Below are 22,894 nucleotides of genomic sequence, written 5' to 3'. Positions count from 1 at the left end.
AAAAAGACCTTCTTTCTTTGTGGTGAAGTGATGCTGATGCCATTATACCATAGAATGGGATGGGAGGTCGGACGAAAACGGTATGGTAGTCATAGCTGTGCAGTATGCAAATTTTTGTTCGACTTTTCTGTCCACTCAGCAGGGATTCTTCGGGCAAAGCGCGAATTATTCTAGCAAGATAACGATATAGGAAAGCGAGGCTGGCTATCATGAAACGTTTTATGGATGAAGATTTTCTCTTGCACTCGGAATTTGCGGAAGACCTGTATCACGAATATGCCGAGAAGCTGCCGATCCTCGACTACCACACGCACATCCCCGTGCGGGACATTGCGGAGAACCGCGTCTACCACAATCTGACGGAGGTGCTCGTCGACAATCCCGTCGCGCGGCGGCTCATGCGCGCCAATGGCGTCAAGGAGCGCTTCATCACGGGCGGCGAGGCACCGGCGCGCGAGCGCTTCCAGTACTTCGCGGAGTCGCTCGCACGGGCGGCGGGCAATCCGCTCTACACGTGGGTCCATCTCGTGCTCAAGCGCGTCTTTGACTGCCACTACGTGCTCAGCGGAGAGACGGCAGACGATGTCTGGTCGGTCTGCTCGGAGAAGTTCGCAGATGGCACGATGACAGTGCGCTCGCTCCTGGAGCAGGGCAATGTCGAGGCGGTCTTCACGGCTGACCATCCGGAAGACAACCTCAAGTGGCACCGCCAGATCAGGGAACAGGGATTCCCCGTGAAGGTGCTGCCGGTATTCCATCCCGATGCGGCGCTCGACATCGCCAATCCGGAGTGGGGCAATTACATGCTCTACGACCTCGGCCAGACGGCGGGCGTCGAGATCTCGACGATGACGGAGGTGCGCGAGGCGCTCGCGAAGCGCATCGCCTACTTTGACAGCATGGGCTGCCGCACGGCTGACCACGCCTTCCCGCGCATTGTCTACCGCGAGGCGGAGGAGTACGAGCTCGATGACATCGTCGGCCGCGTCATCAACAGCAAGGGGGCGCCGACGCAGGAAGAAGTCGAGAAGTACCAGACGGCTGTCCTGCGCTTCCTCGGCAAGAAGTACGCGGAGCGCGGTTGGGTCATGCAGCTTCACTACGGCATCCTGCGCGATATGAACAGCAAGATGGCGGCAGGGCTCGGCAGCGGTGCAGGCTTTGACTGCATCAGCGCGAGCAGCGACGGCGAGGGCCTCGCCTTGCTCCTTGACCTGCTCTCGCGCGAAGAGGCATTGCCGAAGACCGTCGTGAGCTCGATGAACCCGTCGGACCAGGTCGTCATCGGCTCGATCCTCGGTGCCTTCCAGACGGAGGATGAGGGCCATCTGCAGCTCGGCCCGTCGTGGTGGATCAACCAGACGCCGCTCGGCATCCGCGCGCAGCTCGGCTACATGGCGAGCCTCGGCATCATCGGCACGGCCATCGGCTTCTCGACGGATGCGCGCAGCGCCCTGTTCTGGCCGCGCCACGAGTACTACCGCCGCATTCTCTGCGATGTGCTCGCCTCGCTCGTCGAGGAGGGGCTCTATCCGTCCGACAAGGACGCGCTGGGCCGCCTGATCCGTGATGTCTGCTACGAGAACACCAAGAAGTACTTTGGCATCTGATGCATACACGCAGGATGCCCCGGGCCTATCCGGCATAGAAAAAGGACTGCCATCTGGCAGTCCTTATTTTTCTTCGTGGCGGAGTGGAGAGGATTCGAACCTCCGCACCGGTTACCCAGTCTAACGATTTAGCAAACCGTCCTCTTCAGCCTCTTGAGTACCACTCCATATGGCGGAGAGGGTGGGATTCGAACCCACGGTGCATTGCTGCATCACCGGTTTTCAAGACCGGCTCCTTAAACCACTCGGACACCTCTCCATATACAGTAATCCTATTATAGCAAAAACAGCACAAGTCTGTCAACTCGAAGCGGGCTGTCCGCCATTGCAGTACGAAACTAGACCTGCTATAATGAACTGAGGCATAAAAAGACCCGCCTTCTAGTTGGACGCTGTAGGCGGTTTTTTAGATAAACCTACTATAGAGGGCTGCCGCTAGGCGGTGCCACCTTATTTATCTTTATTATAATCGATTCGGGGGCTGTTGGCAATGAAAATTGCGTTTTTTGATTCGGGCATTGGCGGGCTTTCGGTGCTGCACCATGCGATGCGCGTGCTGCCAAATGAGCAGTTCGTCTTCTACGCGGATGAGGACAACGTGCCGTATGGCGTCAAGACGAGGGAAGAGGTCATGGGTTTTGTTCAGCAGGCGTTCGACTTTCTCGTCGGCTGCGATGTCAAGGCAATTGTCGTCGCCTGCAATACGGCGACGTCGGTGGCGGTCCGCGAGATGCGTCACCGCTATGATATCCCGATCATCGGCATGGAGCCGGCGGCCAAGAAGGCGCTGGACCTCGACGGCGAGCACCGCGTGCTCGTGGCGGCGACGCCAATCACGGTGCACGGCAAGAAGATGCAGATCCTCATCGATCGCTTCGATAAGGACCATCTCGTCGACCTGCTGCCACTGCCGCGCCTCGTGGAGTTCGCGGAGCGCGAGGAGTTCCGCTCGGAGGCGGTCCGTGCGTACCTTGAGCAGGAGCTCGGCCGCTTCCCGCTTGCGGATTACTCGGCGCTCGTGCTCGGCTGCACGCATTTCAACTACTTCAAGGACACGATGCGCGAGATCATGCCGGAGAACATGCACTTCGTCGACGGCAATGAGGGAACGGTGCGCGAGCTCATGCGCCAGCTCGATGCGCGTCATGGGCTCGAGAATCTGCCCCAGACGGTCGACTACTATTACTCCGGCCGTCGTGTCGAGGATGCGGCAGAGCTTGCGCGCATCGCGCGCTACATGGAGCGGCTCGACCTCGTCTACGAGATTCACTGAATTCACTGGATTTAGCGGAATGGGCAATATTCCTCTGAAAATCTTGACTTTCCCACTCTTTTGTTCTAGGCTATAGAATGTGTTTGTAAAGGAAATCACAAAGTCGATTTGGAGGAGGGGTTCTCTTGCCCATCATTACCGAGCATCATGTGAATTTTTACGATACGGATGCGATGGCTGTCGTGCATCATTCCAATTATATCCGCTGGTTCGAGACGGGACGCGTGGCATATCTGCGCAAGTACGGCATCACGCTGGGGGAGATGATGGAGGACGGCTATGTCTTCCCGATTACGGAAGTGCGGGCCAAGTATGTGTCGCCGGGCCGCTTTGACGACGACATCTGCATCGAGACGCGCCCGAAGGCACTGACCAAAGCGAAGATGGCCTTCCAGTACCGCGTCTTCAACAAGGCGACAGGCGAGCTCATGGTCACGGGCTTCACGCAGAACGTCTTCACGCATCGCGAGAGCGGCAAGATCACGCGCCTGCCGGAGAAGTACTACGCAAAGCTCCAGCAGGCCATGGCTGACGAGGCCGACTGGCAGGAAATGCAGGCAAAAGAGGCACAAGGAACTGCATCGCGCCGGAAATGAGCCGGTCATCACTTTGTTTTATTTTTGGATAGAAAGAATCAGGAGGAATCAACGTGACGGTATTATATGCAATCATTGCCCTGATCGTCGCTGCGGTCATCGTGGCGAAGTTGTATCTCTGCATCGCAGGCAAGGAGAAGATTGTCGTCAAGACGGATGCGCCTTTCGTGGTGGAATCGCAGACGGACGACGCAATCGTGATCTCGAAAAAACTGACGTTTGTCAATGAAGGCAAGCAGTGCGCCACCATCATGGACGCACTCGTGCGCCCGCAGCTGCCGTATGAGCAGTACGATGGCATCGAGGCACGTGGCAAGGCGGAGCGCGAGGGTGAACCGCGCGAGGACGATTACTTCGAGGCCGTGCTGATCCAGAAGCTCGGCGACCCGAACCACGAGGACAAGCTCAACATCTTCGCGAAGGTCAAGCTGACGCCGCGCAAGGGCATGACGCTCAAGGAAGCGCTCTCGCACATGGTCGACCTGCCGCTCGATGTCATCTGGATGGAGACGGGCCGCACGCCGTGGCATTACACGAAGGTCCGTCTGACGCTCTCCGCTGAGGAGATCGCCAAGCTCGCCGGTGTGGAACTCGTGAAGGACTGAGGGAGGAATTATCATGGCAGAAGCAAAACTCGATTTGATCCCGGTCCCGACGCGCATCCTGACCGAGAAAGACGATATTGTCGACAGCATTGAACGCTATACGAAGGGCAAGATCGGCCCGGATGACCTGCTCTGCACGGCAGAGAGTGTCGTCGCCATCACGCAGGGCCGCTTCGTGCGCCCGGAAGACCTCAAGATCACGCGTGTGGCGCAGTTCTGCTGCCGCTTCATTCCGGACTACGGCAGCCTGGCATCGCCGCACGGCATGCAGTCCTTGATGGACGTCGAGGGCAAGTGGCGTGTGGCCTTTGCGCTGTTTGCTGGCTTCCTCGGCAAGCTCGTCGGCCAGAGCGGCCTCTTCTACAAGTGGGGCGGTGAGCAGACGGCACTCATCGATGATGTAACGGGCACGATGCCGCCGTTCGACAAGTGCATCGTCTACGGCCCGAAGGACCCGAATGAGGTCGTCAAGAAGATCCAGCAGCGTCTCGGCTGCTTCGGTGCGATGATCGCGGATGTCAACGACCTCAAGCGCTCCCGCGTCGTCGGCGTGACGGACAAGGTTGATGGCCAGATGGCAGCGAAGCTGCTCATCGACAACCCGTTCGGCAATGCGAGCCAGAAGACGCCGATCTGCATCATCAAGAACTACAGACAGTATCAGGAGTCGCAGAAATAAAGACCGCTGCCCGGCAGCGGGAGAGGTGTTGTACCGCGAAAACTCGAGGTAGGCACCTCTTTTTTGTTCCAGTGCAAGATGTGAAAGAGAGGAAGGTTCATCATGACAAGAACGGATCGGCGCATGGCAGACGCCCTGCGCCCGTATGAGATACATCGTCATTTCCAGAAGTACCCGGCAGGCTCGGTGCTCATCGAGATGGGCAACACGAAGGTCATCTGCGCGGCCTCCATCGAGGACCGCGTGCCGTTTTTCCTTCGCGGTACGGGCGAGGGCTGGATCGCGGCGGAGTACTCGCTCTTGCCGAGTGCCACGGAGACGCGCACGCAGCGCGAGGCCGTGCGCGGCAAGCAGTCGGGACGCACGCAGGAAATCGAACGCCTGATTGGCAGAAGCCTGCGCTCCGTCGTCGACACGAAGGCACTCGGCGAGCGCACGATCATGATTGACTGCGATGTCATCCAGGCGGACGGCGGCACGCGCACGGCCTCCATCACGGGCGCTTTTGTTGCGCTCGTCGAGGCGTGCGCTTCGTTCTACGAGAAGGGCAAGATCTTCCCCGTCAAGGACTTCCTCTCGGCCATCAGCGTCGGCGTCAGCCACGAGGGCGAGCCGATACTCGACCTCTGCTACGAGGAGGACTCGCGGGCCATCGTCGATATGAATGTCGTCATGACGGGCGCAGGGCGCTTTGTCGAGGTACAGGGCACGGGCGAGGGCCGTCCGTTCACGCACGAGGAGCTCGGCGCACTCTTGGCGCTCGGTGAGAAGGGCTGCCGGGAGCTCATCTCGTATCAGAAGGATGTGCTCGGCGGCGAGCTCGTCTGGCTCGTCGGCCGGGAAGGCTGATTCAAAGAGGGTGAGAAGATGAAGAAGATCGTGATTGCAACGAAGAACAAGGGCAAGGTCCGCGAGATGCGCGAGGCGCTCTCGCATCTGCCCGTTGAGGTCGTATCCCTGGCGGAATTCGGCGCACTGCCCGATGCCGTGGAGGACGGCAAGACGTTTGCCGAGAACGCGCGCATCAAGGCGGCGTTCTACCAGCAGCAGACGGGCTGCGCTTGCCTCGCCGACGATTCCGGCCTGGAGGTCGAGGTGCTCGGCGGAAAGCCTGGCATCTTCTCGGCGCGCTTCGCCGGCTTCCATGCCGACGATGCGACGAACAACGAGAAATTGCTCGCAGAGCTAAGGAAAGCCGGTGTCGAGTCGTCGCCTGCTGACTACCGCTGCGCGCTCGCTTTCGTCGATGTGGATGGCACGAGCCTCGTGACGGAGGGTCGCTGCGACGGCACAGTCCGCATGGTGGCAAAGGGGGAGAACGGATTCGGTTACGACCCGTACTTCTACACCGAAGACTACCCGGGCCGCACGATGGCTGAGATCAGCTTTGAGGAGAAGGACGCGATCAGTCACCGCGGCAAGGCGCTGCGCGCGATGGTCGAGGAGTTGGAGGAGCGCTTGAGATGAAGATCGGTATCGTAAGTGACAGTCATGGCTCGACGCGTGCCATCGACCGGATGCTTTCCCATCCGGCGGCAGAGGGCGTGGCGCTCTGGCTCCATGCGGGCGACATCACGCCGGATGCAGAGTACCTGGCCATGGTGACGGAAGGGAAGGCCAAGGTCCGCTATGTTGCGGGCAACAGCGACTGGCCGGAGCCCGGTGCCCGCTACGACGACGTCGTGGAGGCGGCCGGCCACCGCATCTTCCTGACGCATGGCCACATGTACGGCGTGCGCTTCACGACGAAGATGCTCTGCGATGCAGCCGGCGAATCGGGCTGTGATATCGCCGTCTACGGCCACACGCATGTCGCAGAGATCTCGACGGGGCACATCACTGTGCTCAATCCGGGCAGTGTCGCGCGCCCGCGCGATGCGATGCAGGGTTCCTTCCTCGTCATGGAGCTCGAGCAGGGCAAAGCCCCAGCCTGCCATCTGATCCGCTTTGCATGATTTTTTTGCAACATCATCATGCATGGAGTAAATAATTCCATAATCCTATCGATAATCGTTCCCGAAATAAAATTTTTCTTGCGCGAAAGAAGGATTTTAAAGGCGAATCACTAATATAAAATCTGAGTGACAAGCATCACATTGTGGCTGATCGCAGAGAGGCAAAAAAGTGAACTCGATTCGCTTTTTTCAAGGGTTCGCGGGCTTTCAGAAATGCTTGAAAGCCGCTATAAAATGTGTTATGATGAACCACAGATGTGTGATAAGTTGTATTTATGGGAGGGATCACTTTGCGAGAACTCGACGCAAAACAAATCACGGAAACCGTTGCACAGCTGTGCAAGGAGGCGGCTTATTACCTGCCGAAAGATGTCTATGAGGGCCTCAAGAAGGGCCGCGAGACGGAGAAGTCCCCGGTTGGCCAGGCTGTACTCGACCAGATTATCAAGAATGCGGAAATCGCACGCGATGAGGATCGCCCGTACTGCCAGGATACCGGCATGACGATCGTCTTCCTCGAGGTAGGCCAGGACCTCCACATCGTCGGCGGCGACCTCGAAGAGGCAGTCAACGACGGTATCGCCAAGGGCTACACGGAAGGCTACCTGAGAAAATCGGTCGTTGCAGAGCCAATCTTCAACCGCGTCAACACCCAGAACAACACGCCGGGCGTCATCTACACGAAGATCGTTCCGGGCGACAAGCTCAAGATCACGGTTGAGCCGAAGGGCTTCGGTTCCGAGAACAAGGGCGGCATCAAGATGCTCGTACCGGCTGACGGCCTTGAGGGCGTCAAGAAGGCTGTCATGGAGATCATCCTGCATGCCAGCATGAACCCGTGCCCGCCGATGGTCGTCGGCATCGGTATCGGCGGCACGATGGACCGCGCCGCTGTCATGAGCAAGATTGCCCTGACGCGTTCGATCGACTCGCATAACCCGATGCCAGAATATGCGAAACTCGAAGACGATCTCCTCGAGCTCATCAATGAAACGGGTATTGGACCGCAGCTCGGCGGCACGACGTCCTGCCTCGGTGTCAACATCGAGTGGGGCCCGACGCACATCGCCGGCCTGCCGGTCGCTGTGACGATCTGCTGCCATGCATGCCGTCATGCAAAGCGCGTTCTTTGATCTGTCGAAAGACTGAGCAAAACTATCAGGAGGAGAGATAATCATGGCAGAACCTATTCGCATCCATACCCCGTTCACGGAAGAAGATTCCCACAAGCTCAAGATCGGCGACAGCGTTCTCATCACGGGCGAGATCTACGCTGCACGCGATGCTGCGCACAAGAAGATGTGCGAGGCACTCGCTAAAGGCGAGAAGCTGCCGATCGACTGGCACAACAAGATGGTCTATTACCTCGGACCGACTCCGGCAAAACCGGGTGATCCGATCGGCTCCTGCGGCCCGACGACTTCTGGCCGCATGGATGCCTACACGCCGACGATGCTCGAGCAGGGCATCAAGGGCATGATCGGCAAGGGCTCCCGTTCGAAGGAAGTCGTCGATTCCATGAAGAAGAACGGCGTTACGTATTTCGCTGCTGTCGGCGGTGCCGCAGCGCTCATCGCGAAGTCCGTCAAGAAGTACGAAGTTCTCGCTTACCCAGAACTCGGCCCGGAGGCACTTGCCCGCCTGACCGTTGAGGATTTCCCAGCTATTGTTGTCATCGACTGCGAAGGCAATAACCTTTACGATGTCAACCAGGAGAAGTATCGTACCCTGAAGGGTTACTGATAACGAGAGAAGATGGGAAGCTTTTGGGAGGCTCGCTTGAAGGCTTCCTTTCTTTTTCAAGAATCAACAGGAGGTATAGAATGTTCCATACAACTTTTTATCTGCGCCGTCTGCACTCGTTAGTCGGCCTGCTGGCAATCGGCATTTTCCTCTTCGAGCATATCATTACGAATGCTCGTGCACTCGGCGGTGCTGAGTCCCTCAACGGTGCTCTGGCCATGATGGAGCTCATCCCGCATCCGATCTTCCTCGGCCTGGAGATCTTCGGTGTCGCACTGCCGATCCTCTTCCATGCCATCTACGGCATCTACATCGCCCTTCAGGCGAAGAACAACCCGGGCCGCTACGGCTACGTCCGCAACTGGCAGTTCGCTCTGCAGCGCTGGACGGCATGGTTCCTCGTCATCTTCCTCATCTGGCATGTGTTCTACCTGCGCATCTTCACGAAGGCCATCAACGGCACGCCGATCTCGTATGAGCTGCTGCATACGCTCTTCACGAGCAGCCCGATCACGACGCTGCTCTACACGATCGGCATGTTCGCAGCTATCTTCCATTTCTGCAATGGTATCACGACTTTCTGCATGACCTGGGGCATCGCCAAGGGCCCGCGCATCCAGAACGTCATCAACGTTCTCTCGATGTGCCTCTGCGCATTCCTCTGCCTTGTCACGATTGCGTTCATGGCAAGCTACTTTGTCATGTAAGCCCCGATACGCTGTGTAAGAAAAGGAGAATATAAATGGCTAAGAAACCAGAAAATAAGATTATTGTCGTAGGCGGCGGCCTCTCGGGCCTCATGGCTACGCTGAAGATCTGCGAAGGCGGCGGCAAGGTTGACCTCTTCTCTTACTGCCCGGTCAAGCGTTCCCACTCCCTCTGTGCACAGGGCGGCATCAACGCCTGCATGGACACGAAGGGTGAGCATGACTCGATCTACGAGCATTTCGATGATACGGTCTACGGCGGCGACTTCCTCGCTGACCAGCTCGCTGTCAAGGGCATGGTCGAAGCTGCACCGAAGCTCATCAAGATGTTCGACCGCATGGGCGTGCCGTTCACGCGCACGGCTGAAGGTGTTCTCGACCTCCGTAACTTCGGCGGCCAGAAGAACAAGCGCACGGTCTTCGCTGGCTCCACGACGGGCCAGCAGCTCCTCTACGCTCTCGACGAGCAGGTTCGCCGTTGGGAAGTAAAGGGCGGCGTCAAGAAGTATGAGTTCTGGGAATTCATCAAGATCATCAAGAACAAAGAGGGCATCTGCCGCGGTATCGTCGCGCAGAACATGAACTCCAATGAGATCGTCTCGTTCCCGGCTGACGTTGTCATCCTCGCAACGGGCGGCCCTGGCCAGGTATACGGCCGCTGCACGGCTTCGACGATCTGCAACGGTTCGGCTGTTTCCGCTGTTTACCAGCAGGGCGCTGAGCTCGGCAACCCGGAGTTCCTCCAGATCCATCCGACGGCTATCCCGGGTTCCGACAAGAACCGCCTGATGTCCGAGGCTTGCCGCGGTGAGGGCGGCCGCGTCTGGGTTTACCGCAAGAACCCGCAGACGGGCGAAAAAGAGCGCTGGTACTTCCTCGAGGATATGTACCCGGCATACGGCAACCTCGTACCGCGTGACGTTGCATCGCGTGCCATCTACAAGGTCGTCGTCCACATGGGCCTCGGCATGCACAACCCGAACCGCGTCTACCTCGACCTCTCGCACATCCCGGCTGATTACCTCGAGCGCAAGCTCGGCGGCATCCTTGAGATGTACAGCGACTTCATGGGCCAGGATCCGCGCAAGGTCCCGATGGAGATCTTCCCGTCGATCCACTACTCGATGGGCGGCATCTGGGTCGATCGCGAGCATCACACGAACATCCCGGGCCTCCTCGCTTCCGGCGAGTGCGATTACCAGTACCACGGCGCAAACCGCCTCGGTGCAAACTCGCTGCTGTCGGCAACGTACTCGGGCACGATTTCTGGCCCAGAGTCCCTGCGCCTCGCACGCAGCGGCAAGCTCGGCTCTGCCCTGACGGCAGAAGAGCTCGAGGCTGCCCGCCAGGAGTGCGTCGCAGAGTTCGACAAGATCCGCAACATGAACGGCACGGAGAATGCGCATAAGCTCCATCATGAGCTCGGCGACATCATGTACAAGTACGTCTCCATCGAGCGCGACAACAACGGCCTCAAAGAATGCGTCAAGGAACTCAAGGAAATCCTCAAGCGCTGGGACAACATCGGCGTTACGGACCACGGCACTTGGGCAAACCAGGAAGCGATGTTCGTCCGCCAGCTGCGCAACATGATCATCTATGCGATGGCCATCACGCAGTCCGCTCTGCAGCGTGACGAGAGCCGCGGTGCTCATGCGAAGATCGTCCTGAAGTCCGATTACGATAAGATGGACGACCAGCTCAAGGAAGCCCTCACGAAGAAGTACGGCAAGTTCCACTTCGACGCTGAGACGGGCCGTGGCACGACGGATGACGGCAACGACGACCTCGTATTCTTCGAGCGCAACGATAAGAAGTTCATGCGCACGACCATCGTTACCTTCGACCAGGAGAAGGAAGAGCCGGTCGTTTCCTACCGTGAATTCGAGCACTCTCTCATCAAGCCGCGTCTGCGCAACTATGCCGTAGCTAAGAAAGAGTAAGAGGGAGGACAAATAGAAATGGCAGAACAGAAAAAAGTCAGAATCATCGTCGAGCGCCAGGACGGCCCGAAAGAGAAGCCGTACAACCAGGAGTTCGAGATCGACTATCGTCCGGGCCTCAACATCGTTGCTGCCCTGATGGAAATCCAGAAGAACCCGGTAACGGTCGACGGCAAGAAAGTCCCGCCAGTGACGTGGGAATGCAACTGCCTCGAGAAAGTCTGCGGCGCCTGCATGATGGTCATCAACGGCAAGGCTCGCCAGGCTTGCTGCACGCTCGTTGATACGCTCAAGCAGCCAATCCACCTGCAGCCGGCCCGCACGTTCCCGGTCATCCGCGACCTGCTCATCGACCGCTCCGTCATGTTCGAGAGCCTCAAGCGCATCCACGGCTGGGTCGAAGTCGACGGCACGTGGGAGGTCAAGGATGCTCCGATCCAGAACCCGTACACGGCACAGACGGCCTACGAGATCTCGCACTGCATGACCTGCGGCTGCTGCCTCGAGGCCTGCCCGAACGTCGGCCCGCAGTCCGACTTCATCGGACCGGCTCCGACGGTACAGGCTTACCTTTTCAACCTCCATCCGCTCGGAAAGTTCGACGCTCCGAAGCGCCTGAACGCACTGATGGAGAAGGGCGGCATCACGAGCTGCGGCAACAGCCAGAACTGTGTCGAAGCTTGCCCGAAGAACATCAAGCTGACGACGTATCTCGCACAGCTCAACCGCGATGTCAACAAGCAGGCCCTGAAGAATATCTTCAATCACTGAGCCTGATAAGACTGAGCAACGAGAGCCCCGCATCACGATCCTCGGATTGGGTGCGGGGCTCTTTGTATGCTCGGTGTATGCTCGGTGTACGCTCGGCGTATGCTCGGTGTGACGAGCATGCTTGATTATTTTTTTAGGATTCGCTATGATAGGAGTTATAGATTCAGACGTTACTGATTACGATTCAATGGATATATGGAGGGACGCTCATTGTCACGCGATAAATCCCAGGAGGACATCACGCTCCTCGGCAAGAAAAATGTCAAATACCACTACGATTACTGTCCGGAGATCCTCGAGACGTTCGAGAACCGTCATCCGGACAATGATTACTGGGTCAAGTTCAACTGCCCGGAGTTCACGGCGCTCTGCCCCATCACGGGTCAGCCGGACTATGCGACCATCTATATCTCGTACATCCCGGGCCGCCGGATGGTCGAGAGCAAGTCGCTGAAGCTCTACCTCGTGAGTTTCCGCAACCACGGCGATTTCCACGAGGACGTCGTCAATGTCATCATGAAGGACCTCATCCGCCTCATGGATCCGAAGTACATCGAGGTCTGGGGCAAGTTCCTGCCGCGCGGCGGCATCTCGATTGACCCGTACGCCAACTATGGCCGTCCGGATACGAAGTACGAGCGGCTGGCGGAGCACCGCTTCATGGAGCACGACCTCGTCGCCATGGATAAGGTCGACAACCGCTGAAACAGGCAGGGGAGGACGCAGATAGAGAAATGAAACGACAAAAGCGAATTGCGCTCGTCAACGACATCACTGGCTTCGGGCGCTGTTCTGTCACGGTGGAACTGCCGCTCATATCGGCCATGAAGATACAGGCCTGTCCCTTGCCGACAGCCATCCTCTCGGTCCACACGGGCTTTCCCGACCATTACCTCGACGATTACACGGAGCGCATGGCGCCGTACATCGCGAGCTGGGAGAAGAATGGGCTCGCATTCGACGGCATCTGCACGGGCTTTCTGGGGTCGGCCGAGCAGATAGCCATCGTGCTCGACTTCATCCGGCGCTTCAAGGGGGCGGGGACGCGCGTCATGGTCGACCCTGTCATGGGCGACTACGGCAAGCTCTACCCGTCGTACACGCAGGAGATGTGCGACAAGATGCGCAGCCTGCTCGGCGTAGCGGACCTCGTCACGCCGAACCTCACAGAGGCCTGCCAGCTGCTCGACATCCCGTATCCCACGGACGGGATTGTCACGGACGATGAGCTTTGCGAGATGGCAGAGGCCCTAGCGGCGCGCGGACCGAAGCAGGTCGTCATCACGGGGCTCCACGAGGGTGACACCATCAAGAACTTTCTCTACGAGGAGGGCAAAATCGCCATCGTGCGCGCGCCGAAGATTGGCGGCGACCGCAGCGGCAGCGGCGATGCCTTCGCCGCCATCGTTGCGGCGAGCCTGATCCGCGGCGAGGAGCTGGAGGCAGCCGTCCAGAAGGCCGCTTCCTTCATCAGCCGCTGTCTCGCCTATGCGCTGGAGCTCGACTTGCCATGGAATTACGGCCTGCCGTTTGAGGAGTACCTGACCGAGCTTCGCTGAGGCGTTTTCTTTTGTTTTTGGGAGGGATTTCCATGATTGTCTATGCAACGCATGCCGGCGGCAAGTACCTGCCGCTCGATGAATCCTTGCGCGTGCAGCCGAAAGGCAAGCGCAACCTTTACATCAACATCACGAACCACTGCAACTGCGCCTGCACGTTCTGCCTGCGCACGATGAAGCACATGGCCGAGCAGTCCTCGCTGTGGTTCAAGGGCAAGGAGCCGACGGTCGAGGAGGTCAAGGCCGCACTCGATACAGTTCCCTGGGATTACATCAAGGAGGTCGTCTTCTGCGGCTTCGGCGAGCCGACGATGCGCCTTGATGTGCTCTTAGAGCTCCTGCGCTACGTCAAGCAGCATCATCCGGAACTGCCGACGCGTCTCAACACGAACGGCCTCGGCGAATTGGAGAACGGCCGCGAGTTTGCTTCGGAATTCCAAGGCATCCTCGACACAGTCTCCATCAGCCTCAACGCGTCGAACGCTGAGCGCTACTTCGAGCTCACGCGCGCGAAGTTCGGCGTCCAGTCGTACGACGCGATGCTGACCTTTGCGCAGCACTGCAAGCCCTACGTGCCGAATGTCGTCCTGACGATCGTCGACCACGTCGAGGGGCCGGAGGAGATCGAGAAGTGCCGAAAAATCTGCGAGGAACGCGGCCTGACGCTGCGCGTGCGCCCGTATGAAGATTCTTGAGGCGTCGTTACGATCTTGAGTGCCTGAGCAGATATCCTGGCAATACAACCGAATCGGCACAACAAAAGCGGCTTACATTTCTCTCGTAAATGTAAGCCGCTTTATACGTAGTTAACCATAAATAATGTAATCCTTCTTCAATATTCTGTTGTCATCTAGCAAATTTCCCTCGCGAACAGGAACTTTGCAAATATCTCATCATGCTCAGCTGAAACAGTTGTGATCTCAAAATCACGTTGTGCACATCTGGTTCATCTTGGTCCGTTACCGATAACATAGGAGATACCGACTACTTCTCGATGGATTCTCGATGATTTACCGTTACCCAGGGTTGCGTTCCTTCAATCCAGTTACTGACGTTGCGCTCCAGACTTCCATTGGCATCGAGCACGACTGGCGGCCCCTGGCCATCATTACGTGCATTCCCCGCGCTATGGATATTCTTGTACTTCACCAGTGCGCTTGCTAGTCAGGATGGAGAGAAGTTCTGCTCATCATAATCTTCAATAACCATCCACATCCTTTCGTGTAAGGTTTTGAAGAGCGCCTTTTTCGGCAGGACATGCACCTTCTATCTTTCGACCTCCAGGACTACTCGGCGGTGGTTTGCTTGTCCATCTCCTCTTTACAGTTATATTATAACACGTGTGTCAGACAATTGCAATGCTTTACACAAGGCTGACAAAAATAAATTATTTCAGGTAGATTGTGTCAATTTATAGTATAATAGAGGAAAGACTTTAGGGAAAGAAGGTTCCATCTATGAAACACCTGATCATTGTCCGCGGCGGCGGCGAACTGGGCAGCGGCATTGCGCACTGCCTTCATCGCGCGGGATTCCGCGTTCTGATCCTCGAACAGAAGAAGCCGACGGCGACGCGGCGCAAGGTCACGTTCTCGGATGCCATGTACCGCGGTGAGTCGGAGGTTGAGCGCGTCAAATGCTATCGGGCCAAGAGCATCGAGGATGCGCAGAAGCGACTGAAGAAGGGGGAGATCATGATGATCGCCGATCCGGAGGCCAAGTGCGTGGCTGCCCTCAAGCCGGATGTGCTCATCGACGCCATCGTCGCCCACAAGAACCACGGCAAGGAGAAGGGCCTGGCTGAGCACACGATAGCGCTCGGGCCGGGCTTCTGCGCGGGCCGCGATGTCGATACCGTCGTGGAGACGGGACGCGGTCACAATCTCGGCCGCCTGATCTACGAAGGCTATTCTTCGAAGGACCTCGACCACGGCAATGGCACGGTCGGAGAGAACCCGAACATCGAGCATCTCGTCTTTGCCCCGGCCGACGGACGCGTCGAGATGCTGCGCACGATCTCACTGATGGTCAAGCAGGGCGAGGTCATCGGACAGCTCCACGTCAAGGACGGCGAGGCCGTCGAGATCAAGGCGACGATCGACGGCGTCCTGCGCGGCGCCATCTACGATGGCAGCAAGGTCGAGGCCGGTCAGAAGATCGCTGACATCCACCCGACGATGGGGCAGGAAGAGTGCTACACGATCTCGGACAAGGCGCGCTGCATCGGCGGCTCTGTCCTTGAGGCCGTCATGGCCTGGGAGAGCGAGAAGCCGAAGCATCGCTTCTTTGGCCACTGATTCCTGCCGGTTAGCAGATGAGGAGATGATGCGATGGGAAAGGGTGTTATCCAGTCTGTCCTGGACTTTCTCTTCCCGCCGCGCTGCCCGGTCTGCCGCGCTTACGTCGAGCAGCTCGGCGACTGGTGCCCCGCCTGCATGAAGGAGGCGCAGCAGCCTCATGCCATCCTGCTGCCCGCTCTATCGCAGCGGTTCATCGGGGCGGTATGGGCGCTCGGCATTTACCGCGGCGGCCTGCGCAGCCTGATCCATGCGCTCAAGTACAGGAAGAAGCGCAGCGCCCTGCCGTGCATTGCTTCGTTCCTGCAGGCGAGCAGCTTCGTGCTGCCTGAGGGCGTCGACGTCGCTGTGCCGGTGCCGCTGCATGAAGCGCGCTATCGCCAGCGCGGCTTCAATCAGGTCGAGCTGATTTTCGGGGAATGGCTCAGCGCACACGGCATCACCATGGAGCAGGCCCTCGTGCGCACGCGCAAGACGGAGCCACTCTACAAGATGGCGCGGCAGGAGCGGAGGAAGAGTCTTCAGGGCGCGTTCTCTCTGGCCTCAGGCGCAGACGTCCGGGGGAAGCACATCCTGCTGCTCGACGACATCCTGACGACGGGCGCGACGCTCTCTGGCTGTGCTGCTGTCCTGTGCCAAGCCGGGGCTGCGCGCGTCGATGCGCTCGTCTTTGCCAGCGACCATCGCTGAGTGGCATGGGATTCCATTCTGAGAAAACTTGGCTATTTCGGTTGTAATATTGTATACTCCTGTTGTATAATTAAAGAATCCCATTTTCAATTGGTCATTTGTTGAATTCAAGATATAAGGGGGCTTTCACTTGTTGATGAATGGTGCAGAGGCTGTGCTCACGAGCCTGAAGAATGAAGGCGTGGACGTCGTATTCGGTTACCCCGGCGGCGCGGTGCTCACGCTCTACGATGCTGTCTATAAAATGAAATTCCCGCACATCCTGACGCGCCATGAGCAGGGCGCTGTCCATGCGGCGGACGGCTATGCGCGCGCGACGGGCAAGGTCGGTGTCGTCTTTGCGACGTCCGGCCCTGGTGCGACAAACCTCGCCACGGGCATCTCGACGGCTTACACGGATTCGGTCCCGCTCGTCTGCATCACGGGACAGGTGGCGAATCCCTATATCGGCAAGGACTCGTTCCAGGAGGCCGATGTTTGCGGCATCACGACGCCAATCACGAAGCACAATTATCTCGTCAAGAAGGTCGAGGACCTGCCGCGCGTGCTCAAGGAGGCGTTCTACATCGCCCGCACAGGCCGTCCTGGCCCGGTCGTCGTCGACGTGGCCAAGGATGTCTTTGACACGAAATTCGACTACTCGTATCCGGAGGCGGTGCACCTGCGCGGCTACAGCGGTGAGAACATCGGCGACGAGAGCGAGATTGACGCTGTCGTCGAGGCCATCCGCGCGGCCAAGAAGCCGCTCGTCTTTGCGGGCGGCGGCATCATCCTCTCGGATACCTCAGAGCCAATGCGCGACATCGTGCGCCGCCTCGGTGTGCCGAGCACGACAACGCTGCTCGGCCTTGGCGCCATCCCGGCCGACGAGAAGGGCTATCTGAGCTTTGCGGGCATGCACGGCTCGTACGGTGCCAACATGGCCATTCAGGAATGCGACCTTCTACTCTGCATCGGCATGCGCTTCAGCGACCGTGTGACGGGCAAGGTCGATGAGTTCGCGCCGCACGCGAAGGTCGTCCACTTCGAGATTGACCGCGCTGAGATCAACAAGAACGTCAAGGCCGACTACAGCGTGCTCGGCGACCTCAGCTGGTCGCTGCCCCTCCTGCGCGACAAGCTCAATGCGTGCGAGGATGACTTTGCCTCTAAGTTCGCTCCGTGGCTCGAGCATGCGCTCGAGCTCGAGGCAAAGCATCCGTTCGGCTATCGCGAGGAAGGCGATGCCATCAAGCCGGGCGCACTCATCAGCAAGGTCAGCAGCCTCATGGGCCGCGATGCAATCGGCGTGACGGATGTCGGCCAGCACCAGATGTGGGCGGCACAGTTCTTCAAGGTCTACAAGCCGCGCCACTTCCTGACGTCCGGCGGCCAGGGCACGATGGGCTACGGCCTGCCGGCCGCGATGGGTGCCAAGATCGGCTGTCCGGATTCCCCTGTCGTCCTCTTCACGGGCGACGGCAGCATCATGATGAACTGCCAGGAATTCGCGACGCTTGCTGACAACGACATCGACGTCAAGGTCGTCGTCATCCGCAACGAGATCCTCGGCATGGTCGGCCAGTGGCAGCGCCTCTTCTACAACCACCACTACTCGCAGTCGGAGCTCAAGGGCAAGACGGATCTCGTCAAGCTCGCGGAGGCCATGGGCGTCAAGGGCTACCGCCTGACGAAGAAAGAGGAACTCGAGACGCGCCTGCCGGAGATCCTGGCGGAAAAGGGCGCCGTGCTCATCGATGTCGTCATCCCCGAGGAGGAAGACGTCCTGCCGATGGTGCCGGGCGGCAAGCGCCTGGACCAGATGGTTCTCGGCTATCTCTGAGATTTCGCGTAGTTGGGTGTAGGAGGAAAAAAGATGAAGAAATACCTGCTTGCCGTGCTGGTCGACAACAAACCGGGCGTCCTGACGCATGTGTCGGGCCTCATCAGCCGGCGTGCCTTCAATATCGAGAGCATCTCGGCCGGCTATACGGAAGAGCCGGATGTCACGCGCATCAACATCGTCGTCTCTGTTGAGTCGGAGGGCGAGCTGGACCAGGTCATCCAGCAGCTCAGCAAGCTCATCGACGTCATCAAGATCGTCAACCTCAGTGAGGAGGATGCGATCGAGCGCGAGCTCGTGCTCATCAAGGTCGCGGCAACGCGCGAGACGCGCAGCGATATCATCAACGTTGTCAACATCTTCCGCGCGAACATCGTCGATGTCACGCCGGAAGACATCGTCATCGAGCTCACAGGCGCACAGAGCAAGATCGACGCGCTCTGCGAGGTCCTGCAGGAGTACGGCATCATCGAGATTGCCCGCACGGGAGCCATTGCGCTCTCCCGCGGCCCAATCCCTGTCAAGAAGATGTGATTGGCTGAGAAAGCCATTCAGGATAAAGATCACGCATGCTTCATCTGAGGCATGCGTGATTTTTATATTCTTTGACAATGATTCCCATTAGTGATAAGATAAAAAAGCAAGACATCTGTCTTGTTCCAGCGATGGGCAGCACAGCCTATCAGAAACGAAAAGGAGGATGGATACGATGTTCCAGAAAACCGACTTTTGGATTGGCCTCGCAGTAGGTGCTGTGGCTGGCATCTTTGGCTACCGCTTCATGCAGGAGCGCGAGCAGCAGATGGCAGCTATGCAGCCGGCTGCACCGGCAGGCGAGATTCCTCTTGCTGAGCTCCAGCGCCAGAAAGAAGAACTCGAGGACCTCATCGCAGCCCAGCAGGCAAAGAAGAACTGATTTCTTGCAGAATGAGGGGGGAGACTGCCAAGACTTTTGGCAGTCTCTTTCTGTAAATGATATTCTGTCATACGTCAAGGGAGGAACTATCTTGAATCTCATGGGAAGTCTGCAGATCCCTACGAATAAACTGGACCTATTCATCCGTTCTGTCGAGATCGCTTCATATCTGCCTGGGCGCATCCGCCTGCGCAGCCAGAAGCTCCGGGGCAACCTGGAGCTCGAGCGCCAGGTGCAGCGTGAGCTTTGTGCGTTCCCAGAGCTCACGCGCGTGGAGACGAGCATCGTCACAGGCTCGATCCTCATCCACTATGAGCCGGAGACGCTCAGGCGGAATCCCGACCTGCGCAAGGTCGAAGAATATATCATGGCGCATGCAAGGAGGTAACTTAATGTCATACGTATCTGGTTTCATGATGGGGGCGGCAATCGGCAAGAGCATCCGGCAGATGTTCGGCGGCTCTTCCGCTGCAGCTCCATCCGACAATCCTGCTGTGGGACGTCGCGGCAGGGCAGCTAATCTGCCGCGACAGGCGGCGGCCGTTGGAGGCGCGCCGTCCTTTGCGCTCGTGTCGACGCTGCCGGGGCGCCGCCGCTACCGTGCGGCCCGCATCGCGCCGTCGATTGCGTCTCTACTGGAAGAGCGCCTCGCGGCGATGGATTTTGTCAAGTGCGTCAAAGTCAATGCGGTGAGTGGCAGCATCCTCATCGAGTTCGATGAGAAAGACAATTTGCGCGTCGATGGCCTGGCTGCCTGGATGAAAGAACACCTTTTCGCTTCTTCCGCCTTGGAGGAGGATGAGGCCGCTTCGTCGCCGGATGAGTCGCATGCCGGCAGGGTCACGCGCAGCGTGCGCAATACCGGCCGCGCGTTCTCGGCCTGGATCAACCGCCACACGGCTGGCTGGTTCGACATGAGCTCGCTCGTCTCGCTGCTCTTTGCGCTGCGCGGCCTGCGCAAGGTGCTCATGACGTATTCTTCCCCATCGGGAGCGCAGATGCTCTGGTGGGCTCTGTCGTTGATGAGAGGATGGCGTACAGTATGATGTATGGGAGCTGTTATCTTCATCTGCAGACCGCATTGCCGCGCGAAGAGAGCGCGATGCTGGCTGCAAAGATCCGCCGGTTCCGCGCGGTCCGGGCGGTGACAGTTGCGGATAAGCGCGTCCAGATATGGTATCGGGAGGCACTGCCCATCCGCGAGATCCAGAAGCTGGCCATCGCGACAGTGCGGCGCGTGCAGGAAGCCGCTGTGACGCCTTCGGAACGCCTGGCGGGATACCGCCGTGATGCGATCTTCTCACTAGCCAGCTTTGCCGGCATGGAGGTCTTGAAGCGCACGTCGCCGCAGCTCTTCTGGAGCATGAAGGTCGTGCGCAGCCTGCTGGTGCTCGCCATCGCGCGCAAGTTCATCCAGAACGGCGTGCAGGGCATGGTCAAGGAACACCGCCCGAATGCCGACACACTGACGGCTACGGCCGTCATCGCCTCGGTGCTCGCCGGCAAGCCGGAATCGAGCCTGACGCTGCTCGCCATCTCGAATGGTGCGGAGATGCTCACGAGCTATGCGGCCGAGCGCGCCCGCACGCAGATCTCTGGCTTGTTGTCCCTCGACCAGCGCTATGTCTGGCTCGTCGATGGCGAGGTGGAGCGCAAGGTGCCGGTCGAGCAGGTCAAGGCCGGCGACATCATCGCCGCGCATACGGGCGAGAAGATCGTTATCGACGGCCGCATTATCCGCGGCGATGCCGCCATCAACCAGTCATCGATCACGGGTGAATCGAATCCGGCCATGAAGCACAAGGGGATGCCCGTCTATGCGGGCTCCGTCGTTGAGGCGGGCGAGCTCGTCATCGCGGTCGAGAAGGTGGGCAAGGATACAAGCCTCGCGCATATCGTCCACCTCGTCGAGGAGGCACAGACGCGCAAGGCACCCGTGCAGAACTTCGCCGACCAGATGGCGAACTTTCTCGTGCCAATCTCATTCCTAGGTGCGGCCATCGTCTACGGCGCGACGAGAGACTGGCAGCGTGTGCTGAACCTCCTGTTCATCGACTTCTCCTGCGGCCTCAAGCTCTCGACGGCGACGGCCATCTCGGCGGCCATCGGCGCTGCGGCCAAGCGCGGCATCCTGGTCAAGGGCGGCAATTACATTGAAGCCCTGGCCGAGACGGATACGGTCGTGCTCGACAAGACGGGCACACTGACGGTCGGCGTGCCGCAGATCGCTTTCGTCAAGACGGCGGGCGGCGTGACGGAGAAGGAAACGGTGTTGCTCGCCGCTTCGGCGGAACTGCACTCGGTCCACCCGCTGGCTGTCGCCATCCAGAAGTACGTCAAGGAGCACGATTGGCAGACGCCGCACCACAAAAGCTCCAAGACCATCGTGGCGCGCGGCATGCAGGCGGAAGTCCCTGATTTTGACGGCTTCCCGGGAGGCGTCATCCGCGTCGGCAGCAAGAAATTCCTGCGGGAGAACGGCATCGCGGATGATGCGCAGCTCGATGCGGGACTGCTCGGCAAGAACCTCCTCTACGTCGCCCGCGACGAGAAGCTCATCGGCGTCATCGGCATTGAGGACCCAATCCGCCCGAAGATGAAGAAGACACTCAACCAGATGCGCCGTTATGGCATCGACGAGATCGTCATGCTGACGGGCGATAGCAAGGCCGTGGCACAGGAAGTCGCGCGCAGCATGGATATCGACTCGTACCATGCGGAGATCCTGCCGGAGGACAAGTCGAGCTACGTCAATAAGCTCAAGCAGCGCGGCACGGTCATGATGGTCGGCGACGGCATCAACGATGCGCCGGCGCTGGCCTTTGCGGATGTCGGCGTGTCGCTGGGCGGGCGCCAGACGGATATCGCGGCGGAATCGTCGGCCGTCACGATCCACTCGGAAGATCCGTCGCGCCTCATGGAGGCGCTGCAGCTCGGCCGCCGCACGATGGATCTCGTCCAGCAGAACTTCATGGCGACGATCCTCGTCAACAGCGGCGCCATGCTGCTCGGTGCGCTTGGCAAGATCAATCCGCTCTGGGCGGCTGTCATCCACAACACGGCAACCCTGGCCGTTGTGCTCAACAGCTGCCGGATCCTGCGTCCGCAGAGAAAGAGCCGGCTGCGCCGCAGGGCTGCCTGACAAAAAGCTGGGATTCCCCAGCTTTTTTGTTGCGCGATACTGGCAGAAAACTCTTGAAATAAAAATTACTTGCACTTTACGGACTTTGCCTATATACTATCTTATAGACGTTCTATTTTCTTCGTATATCTGCATTGACTGCATTGAGGGAACCGGACATCTGATGCGTTATTCTATTTTTCAGTAAGGGGATTATCTTATGGCTTTCCAGGACAAGACACTCACGTGCAAAGAATGTGGCAAGGAGTTCATCTTCACCGCCGGTGAACAGGAATTCTACGCTGAGAAGGGCTTCGAGAACGAACCGGCTCGCTGCCGTGATTGTCGCGACAAGCGCCGCCGCAGCCGCGAGGGCGGCGAGCAGCGCCAGATGTACAAGGTCGTCTGTGCAGAGTGCGGTAAAGAGACGGAAGTTCCGTTCGAACCGAAGAACGACCGCCCGGTGTACTGCCGCGATTGCTTCAGCAAGAGAAAGGCACAGCACTGAGAGGCAGTCGGTCGAAATTTTTTCGTGAGACTGGCATGATATACGCGATTATGGTATAATGAATCGCGTGAGAGCGACGAGGCCCGGATCCATTTCCGG

25 protein-coding genes and 2 tRNA genes are annotated in these 22,894 nt (G+C 58.6%); 25 read left to right on the top strand and 2 right to left on the bottom strand.

The genetic code is table 11. The annotated features are described in order from the left end of the window. Positions 1–221: 221 nt before the first annotated feature. Positions 222–1,610, top strand: a complete 1,389-nt coding sequence (gene uxaC / locus T518_RS01605; protein ID WP_248617132.1) for a glucuronate isomerase — start codon at positions 222–224, stop codon at positions 1,608–1,610. Positions 1,611–1,686: 76 nt separating this feature from the next. On the opposite strand, the gene T518_RS01600 is transcribed toward uxaC, so the two are convergent. Then, positions 1,687–1,777: transfer RNA gene (locus T518_RS01600), tRNA-Ser, on the bottom strand. A gap of 3 nt (positions 1,778–1,780) precedes the next feature. Then, positions 1,781–1,869 (bottom strand) — tRNA-Ser (locus T518_RS01595). A gap of 231 nt (positions 1,870–2,100) precedes the next feature. On the opposite strand from T518_RS01595, the gene murI reads away from it, so the two are divergent. The 24 genes from murI to T518_RS01475 all read left to right on the top strand — a co-directional run bounded on the left by murI (position 2,101) and on the right by T518_RS01475 (position 22,795). Beyond that, positions 2,101–2,883 carry a glutamate racemase gene (gene murI / locus T518_RS01590; protein WP_036374131.1) on the top strand — a complete coding sequence of 261 codons (783 nt, stop codon included), beginning with the start codon at positions 2,101–2,103 and terminating at the stop codon, positions 2,881–2,883. 125 nt (positions 2,884–3,008) lie between these two features. Beyond that, positions 3,009–3,479, top strand: a complete 471-nt coding sequence (locus T518_RS01585) for an acyl-CoA thioesterase (protein WP_051652131.1) — start codon at positions 3,009–3,011, stop codon at positions 3,477–3,479. Between the two features lie 53 nt (positions 3,480–3,532). Continuing rightward, complete coding sequence (locus tag T518_RS01580) at positions 3,533–4,084, top strand: hypothetical protein (protein WP_081828378.1); 552 nt, start codon at positions 3,533–3,535, stop codon at positions 4,082–4,084. Positions 4,085–4,097: 13 nt separating this feature from the next. Further along, positions 4,098–4,763: a F420-0--gamma-glutamyl ligase gene (locus T518_RS01575; protein WP_036374127.1), complete on the top strand. Its 666-nt coding sequence runs from the start codon at positions 4,098–4,100 to the stop codon at positions 4,761–4,763. Positions 4,764–4,865: 102 nt separating this feature from the next. Further along, on the top strand, positions 4,866–5,612 hold the full coding sequence (gene rph, locus T518_RS01570) for a ribonuclease PH (RefSeq protein WP_036374125.1): 747 nt from the start codon (positions 4,866–4,868) through the stop codon (positions 5,610–5,612). An 18-nt stretch (positions 5,613–5,630) separates the two neighbouring features. Beyond that, the gene (locus T518_RS01565) at positions 5,631–6,230 is read left to right on the top strand and encodes an XTP/dITP diphosphatase (RefSeq protein ID WP_036374122.1); all 600 of its coding nucleotides are present in this window, start codon (positions 5,631–5,633) and stop codon (positions 6,228–6,230) included. Continuing rightward, positions 6,227–6,718: a YfcE family phosphodiesterase gene (locus tag T518_RS01560; protein ID WP_036374120.1), complete on the top strand. Its 492-nt coding sequence runs from the start codon at positions 6,227–6,229 to the stop codon at positions 6,716–6,718. Before T518_RS01565 ends, T518_RS01560 begins: the two co-directional genes overlap by 4 nt. 290 nt (positions 6,719–7,008) lie before the next feature. Continuing rightward, positions 7,009–7,851: a fumarate hydratase gene (locus tag T518_RS01555; protein ID WP_036374117.1), complete on the top strand. Its 843-nt coding sequence runs from the start codon at positions 7,009–7,011 to the stop codon at positions 7,849–7,851. A 43-nt stretch (positions 7,852–7,894) separates the two neighbouring features. Then, positions 7,895–8,461: a Fe-S-containing hydro-lyase gene (locus T518_RS01550; RefSeq protein ID WP_036374114.1), complete on the top strand. Its 567-nt coding sequence runs from the start codon at positions 7,895–7,897 to the stop codon at positions 8,459–8,461. An 80-nt stretch (positions 8,462–8,541) separates the two neighbouring features. Continuing rightward, positions 8,542–9,168 carry a succinate dehydrogenase/fumarate reductase transmembrane subunit gene (locus T518_RS01545; RefSeq protein ID WP_036374111.1) on the top strand — a complete coding sequence of 209 codons (627 nt, stop codon included), beginning with the start codon at positions 8,542–8,544 and terminating at the stop codon, positions 9,166–9,168. Between the two features lie 35 nt (positions 9,169–9,203). Beyond that, positions 9,204–11,111 (top strand): succinate dehydrogenase flavoprotein subunit, encoded by a 1,908-nt coding sequence (sdhA, locus tag T518_RS01540; RefSeq protein ID WP_036374108.1) that lies wholly within the window; start codon positions 9,204–9,206, stop codon positions 11,109–11,111. An 18-nt stretch (positions 11,112–11,129) separates the two neighbouring features. Continuing rightward, positions 11,130–11,882, top strand: a complete 753-nt coding sequence (gene sdhB / locus T518_RS01535; RefSeq protein WP_005841427.1) for a succinate dehydrogenase iron-sulfur subunit — start codon at positions 11,130–11,132, stop codon at positions 11,880–11,882. A gap of 210 nt (positions 11,883–12,092) precedes the next feature. Further along, complete coding sequence (gene queF / locus T518_RS01530) at positions 12,093–12,587, top strand: preQ(1) synthase (RefSeq protein WP_036374105.1); 495 nt, start codon at positions 12,093–12,095, stop codon at positions 12,585–12,587. Between the two features lie 29 nt (positions 12,588–12,616). Further along, a complete protein-coding gene (locus T518_RS01525) occupies positions 12,617–13,441 on the top strand; it encodes a pyridoxamine kinase (protein ID WP_036374103.1) in 825 nt (274 codons plus the stop codon). Between the two features lie 32 nt (positions 13,442–13,473). Further along, complete coding sequence (locus tag T518_RS01520; RefSeq protein ID WP_036374102.1) at positions 13,474–14,136, top strand: TatD family nuclease-associated radical SAM protein; 663 nt, start codon at positions 13,474–13,476, stop codon at positions 14,134–14,136. Positions 14,137–14,898: 762 nt separating this feature from the next. Continuing rightward, complete coding sequence (gene yqeB, locus T518_RS01515) at positions 14,899–15,738, top strand: selenium-dependent molybdenum cofactor biosynthesis protein YqeB (RefSeq protein ID WP_036374099.1); 840 nt, start codon at positions 14,899–14,901, stop codon at positions 15,736–15,738. A gap of 33 nt (positions 15,739–15,771) precedes the next feature. Further along, the gene (locus tag T518_RS01510) at positions 15,772–16,428 is read left to right on the top strand and encodes a ComF family protein (RefSeq protein ID WP_051652130.1); all 657 of its coding nucleotides are present in this window, start codon (positions 15,772–15,774) and stop codon (positions 16,426–16,428) included. A 136-nt stretch (positions 16,429–16,564) separates the two neighbouring features. Next, entirely contained in the window at positions 16,565–18,250 is a 1,686-nt protein-coding gene (gene ilvB, locus T518_RS01505; protein ID WP_036374097.1) for a biosynthetic-type acetolactate synthase large subunit, read from the top strand. A 33-nt stretch (positions 18,251–18,283) separates the two neighbouring features. Further along, the gene (gene ilvN / locus T518_RS01500; RefSeq protein WP_036374094.1) at positions 18,284–18,784 is read left to right on the top strand and encodes an acetolactate synthase small subunit; all 501 of its coding nucleotides are present in this window, start codon (positions 18,284–18,286) and stop codon (positions 18,782–18,784) included. A 175-nt stretch (positions 18,785–18,959) separates the two neighbouring features. Further along, on the top strand, positions 18,960–19,166 hold the full coding sequence (locus tag T518_RS01495) for a hypothetical protein (RefSeq protein ID WP_036374092.1): 207 nt from the start codon (positions 18,960–18,962) through the stop codon (positions 19,164–19,166). A gap of 100 nt (positions 19,167–19,266) precedes the next feature. Next, positions 19,267–19,554 (top strand): HMA2 domain-containing protein, encoded by a 288-nt coding sequence (locus T518_RS01490; RefSeq protein WP_404810287.1) that lies wholly within the window; start codon positions 19,267–19,269, stop codon positions 19,552–19,554. 4 nt (positions 19,555–19,558) lie between these two features. Further along, the gene (locus T518_RS01485; RefSeq protein ID WP_036374086.1) at positions 19,559–20,212 is read left to right on the top strand and encodes an HMA2 domain-containing protein; all 654 of its coding nucleotides are present in this window, start codon (positions 19,559–19,561) and stop codon (positions 20,210–20,212) included. Next, the gene (locus T518_RS01480; protein ID WP_036374083.1) at positions 20,209–22,308 is read left to right on the top strand and encodes a heavy metal translocating P-type ATPase; all 2,100 of its coding nucleotides are present in this window, start codon (positions 20,209–20,211) and stop codon (positions 22,306–22,308) included. Before T518_RS01485 ends, T518_RS01480 begins: the two co-directional genes overlap by 4 nt. Before the next feature lie 199 nt (positions 22,309–22,507). After that, the gene (locus T518_RS01475; RefSeq protein WP_036374080.1) at positions 22,508–22,795 is read left to right on the top strand and encodes a zinc-ribbon domain containing protein; all 288 of its coding nucleotides are present in this window, start codon (positions 22,508–22,510) and stop codon (positions 22,793–22,795) included. Positions 22,796–22,894 lie beyond the last annotated feature (99 nt).

Origin of the sequence: Mitsuokella jalaludinii DSM 13811 (assembly GCF_000702905.1) — a bacterium.
Lineage (GTDB): Bacteria > Bacillota > Negativicutes > Selenomonadales > Selenomonadaceae > Mitsuokella > Mitsuokella jalaludinii.
This window is presented reverse-complemented; position numbering and strand designations above follow the sequence as displayed.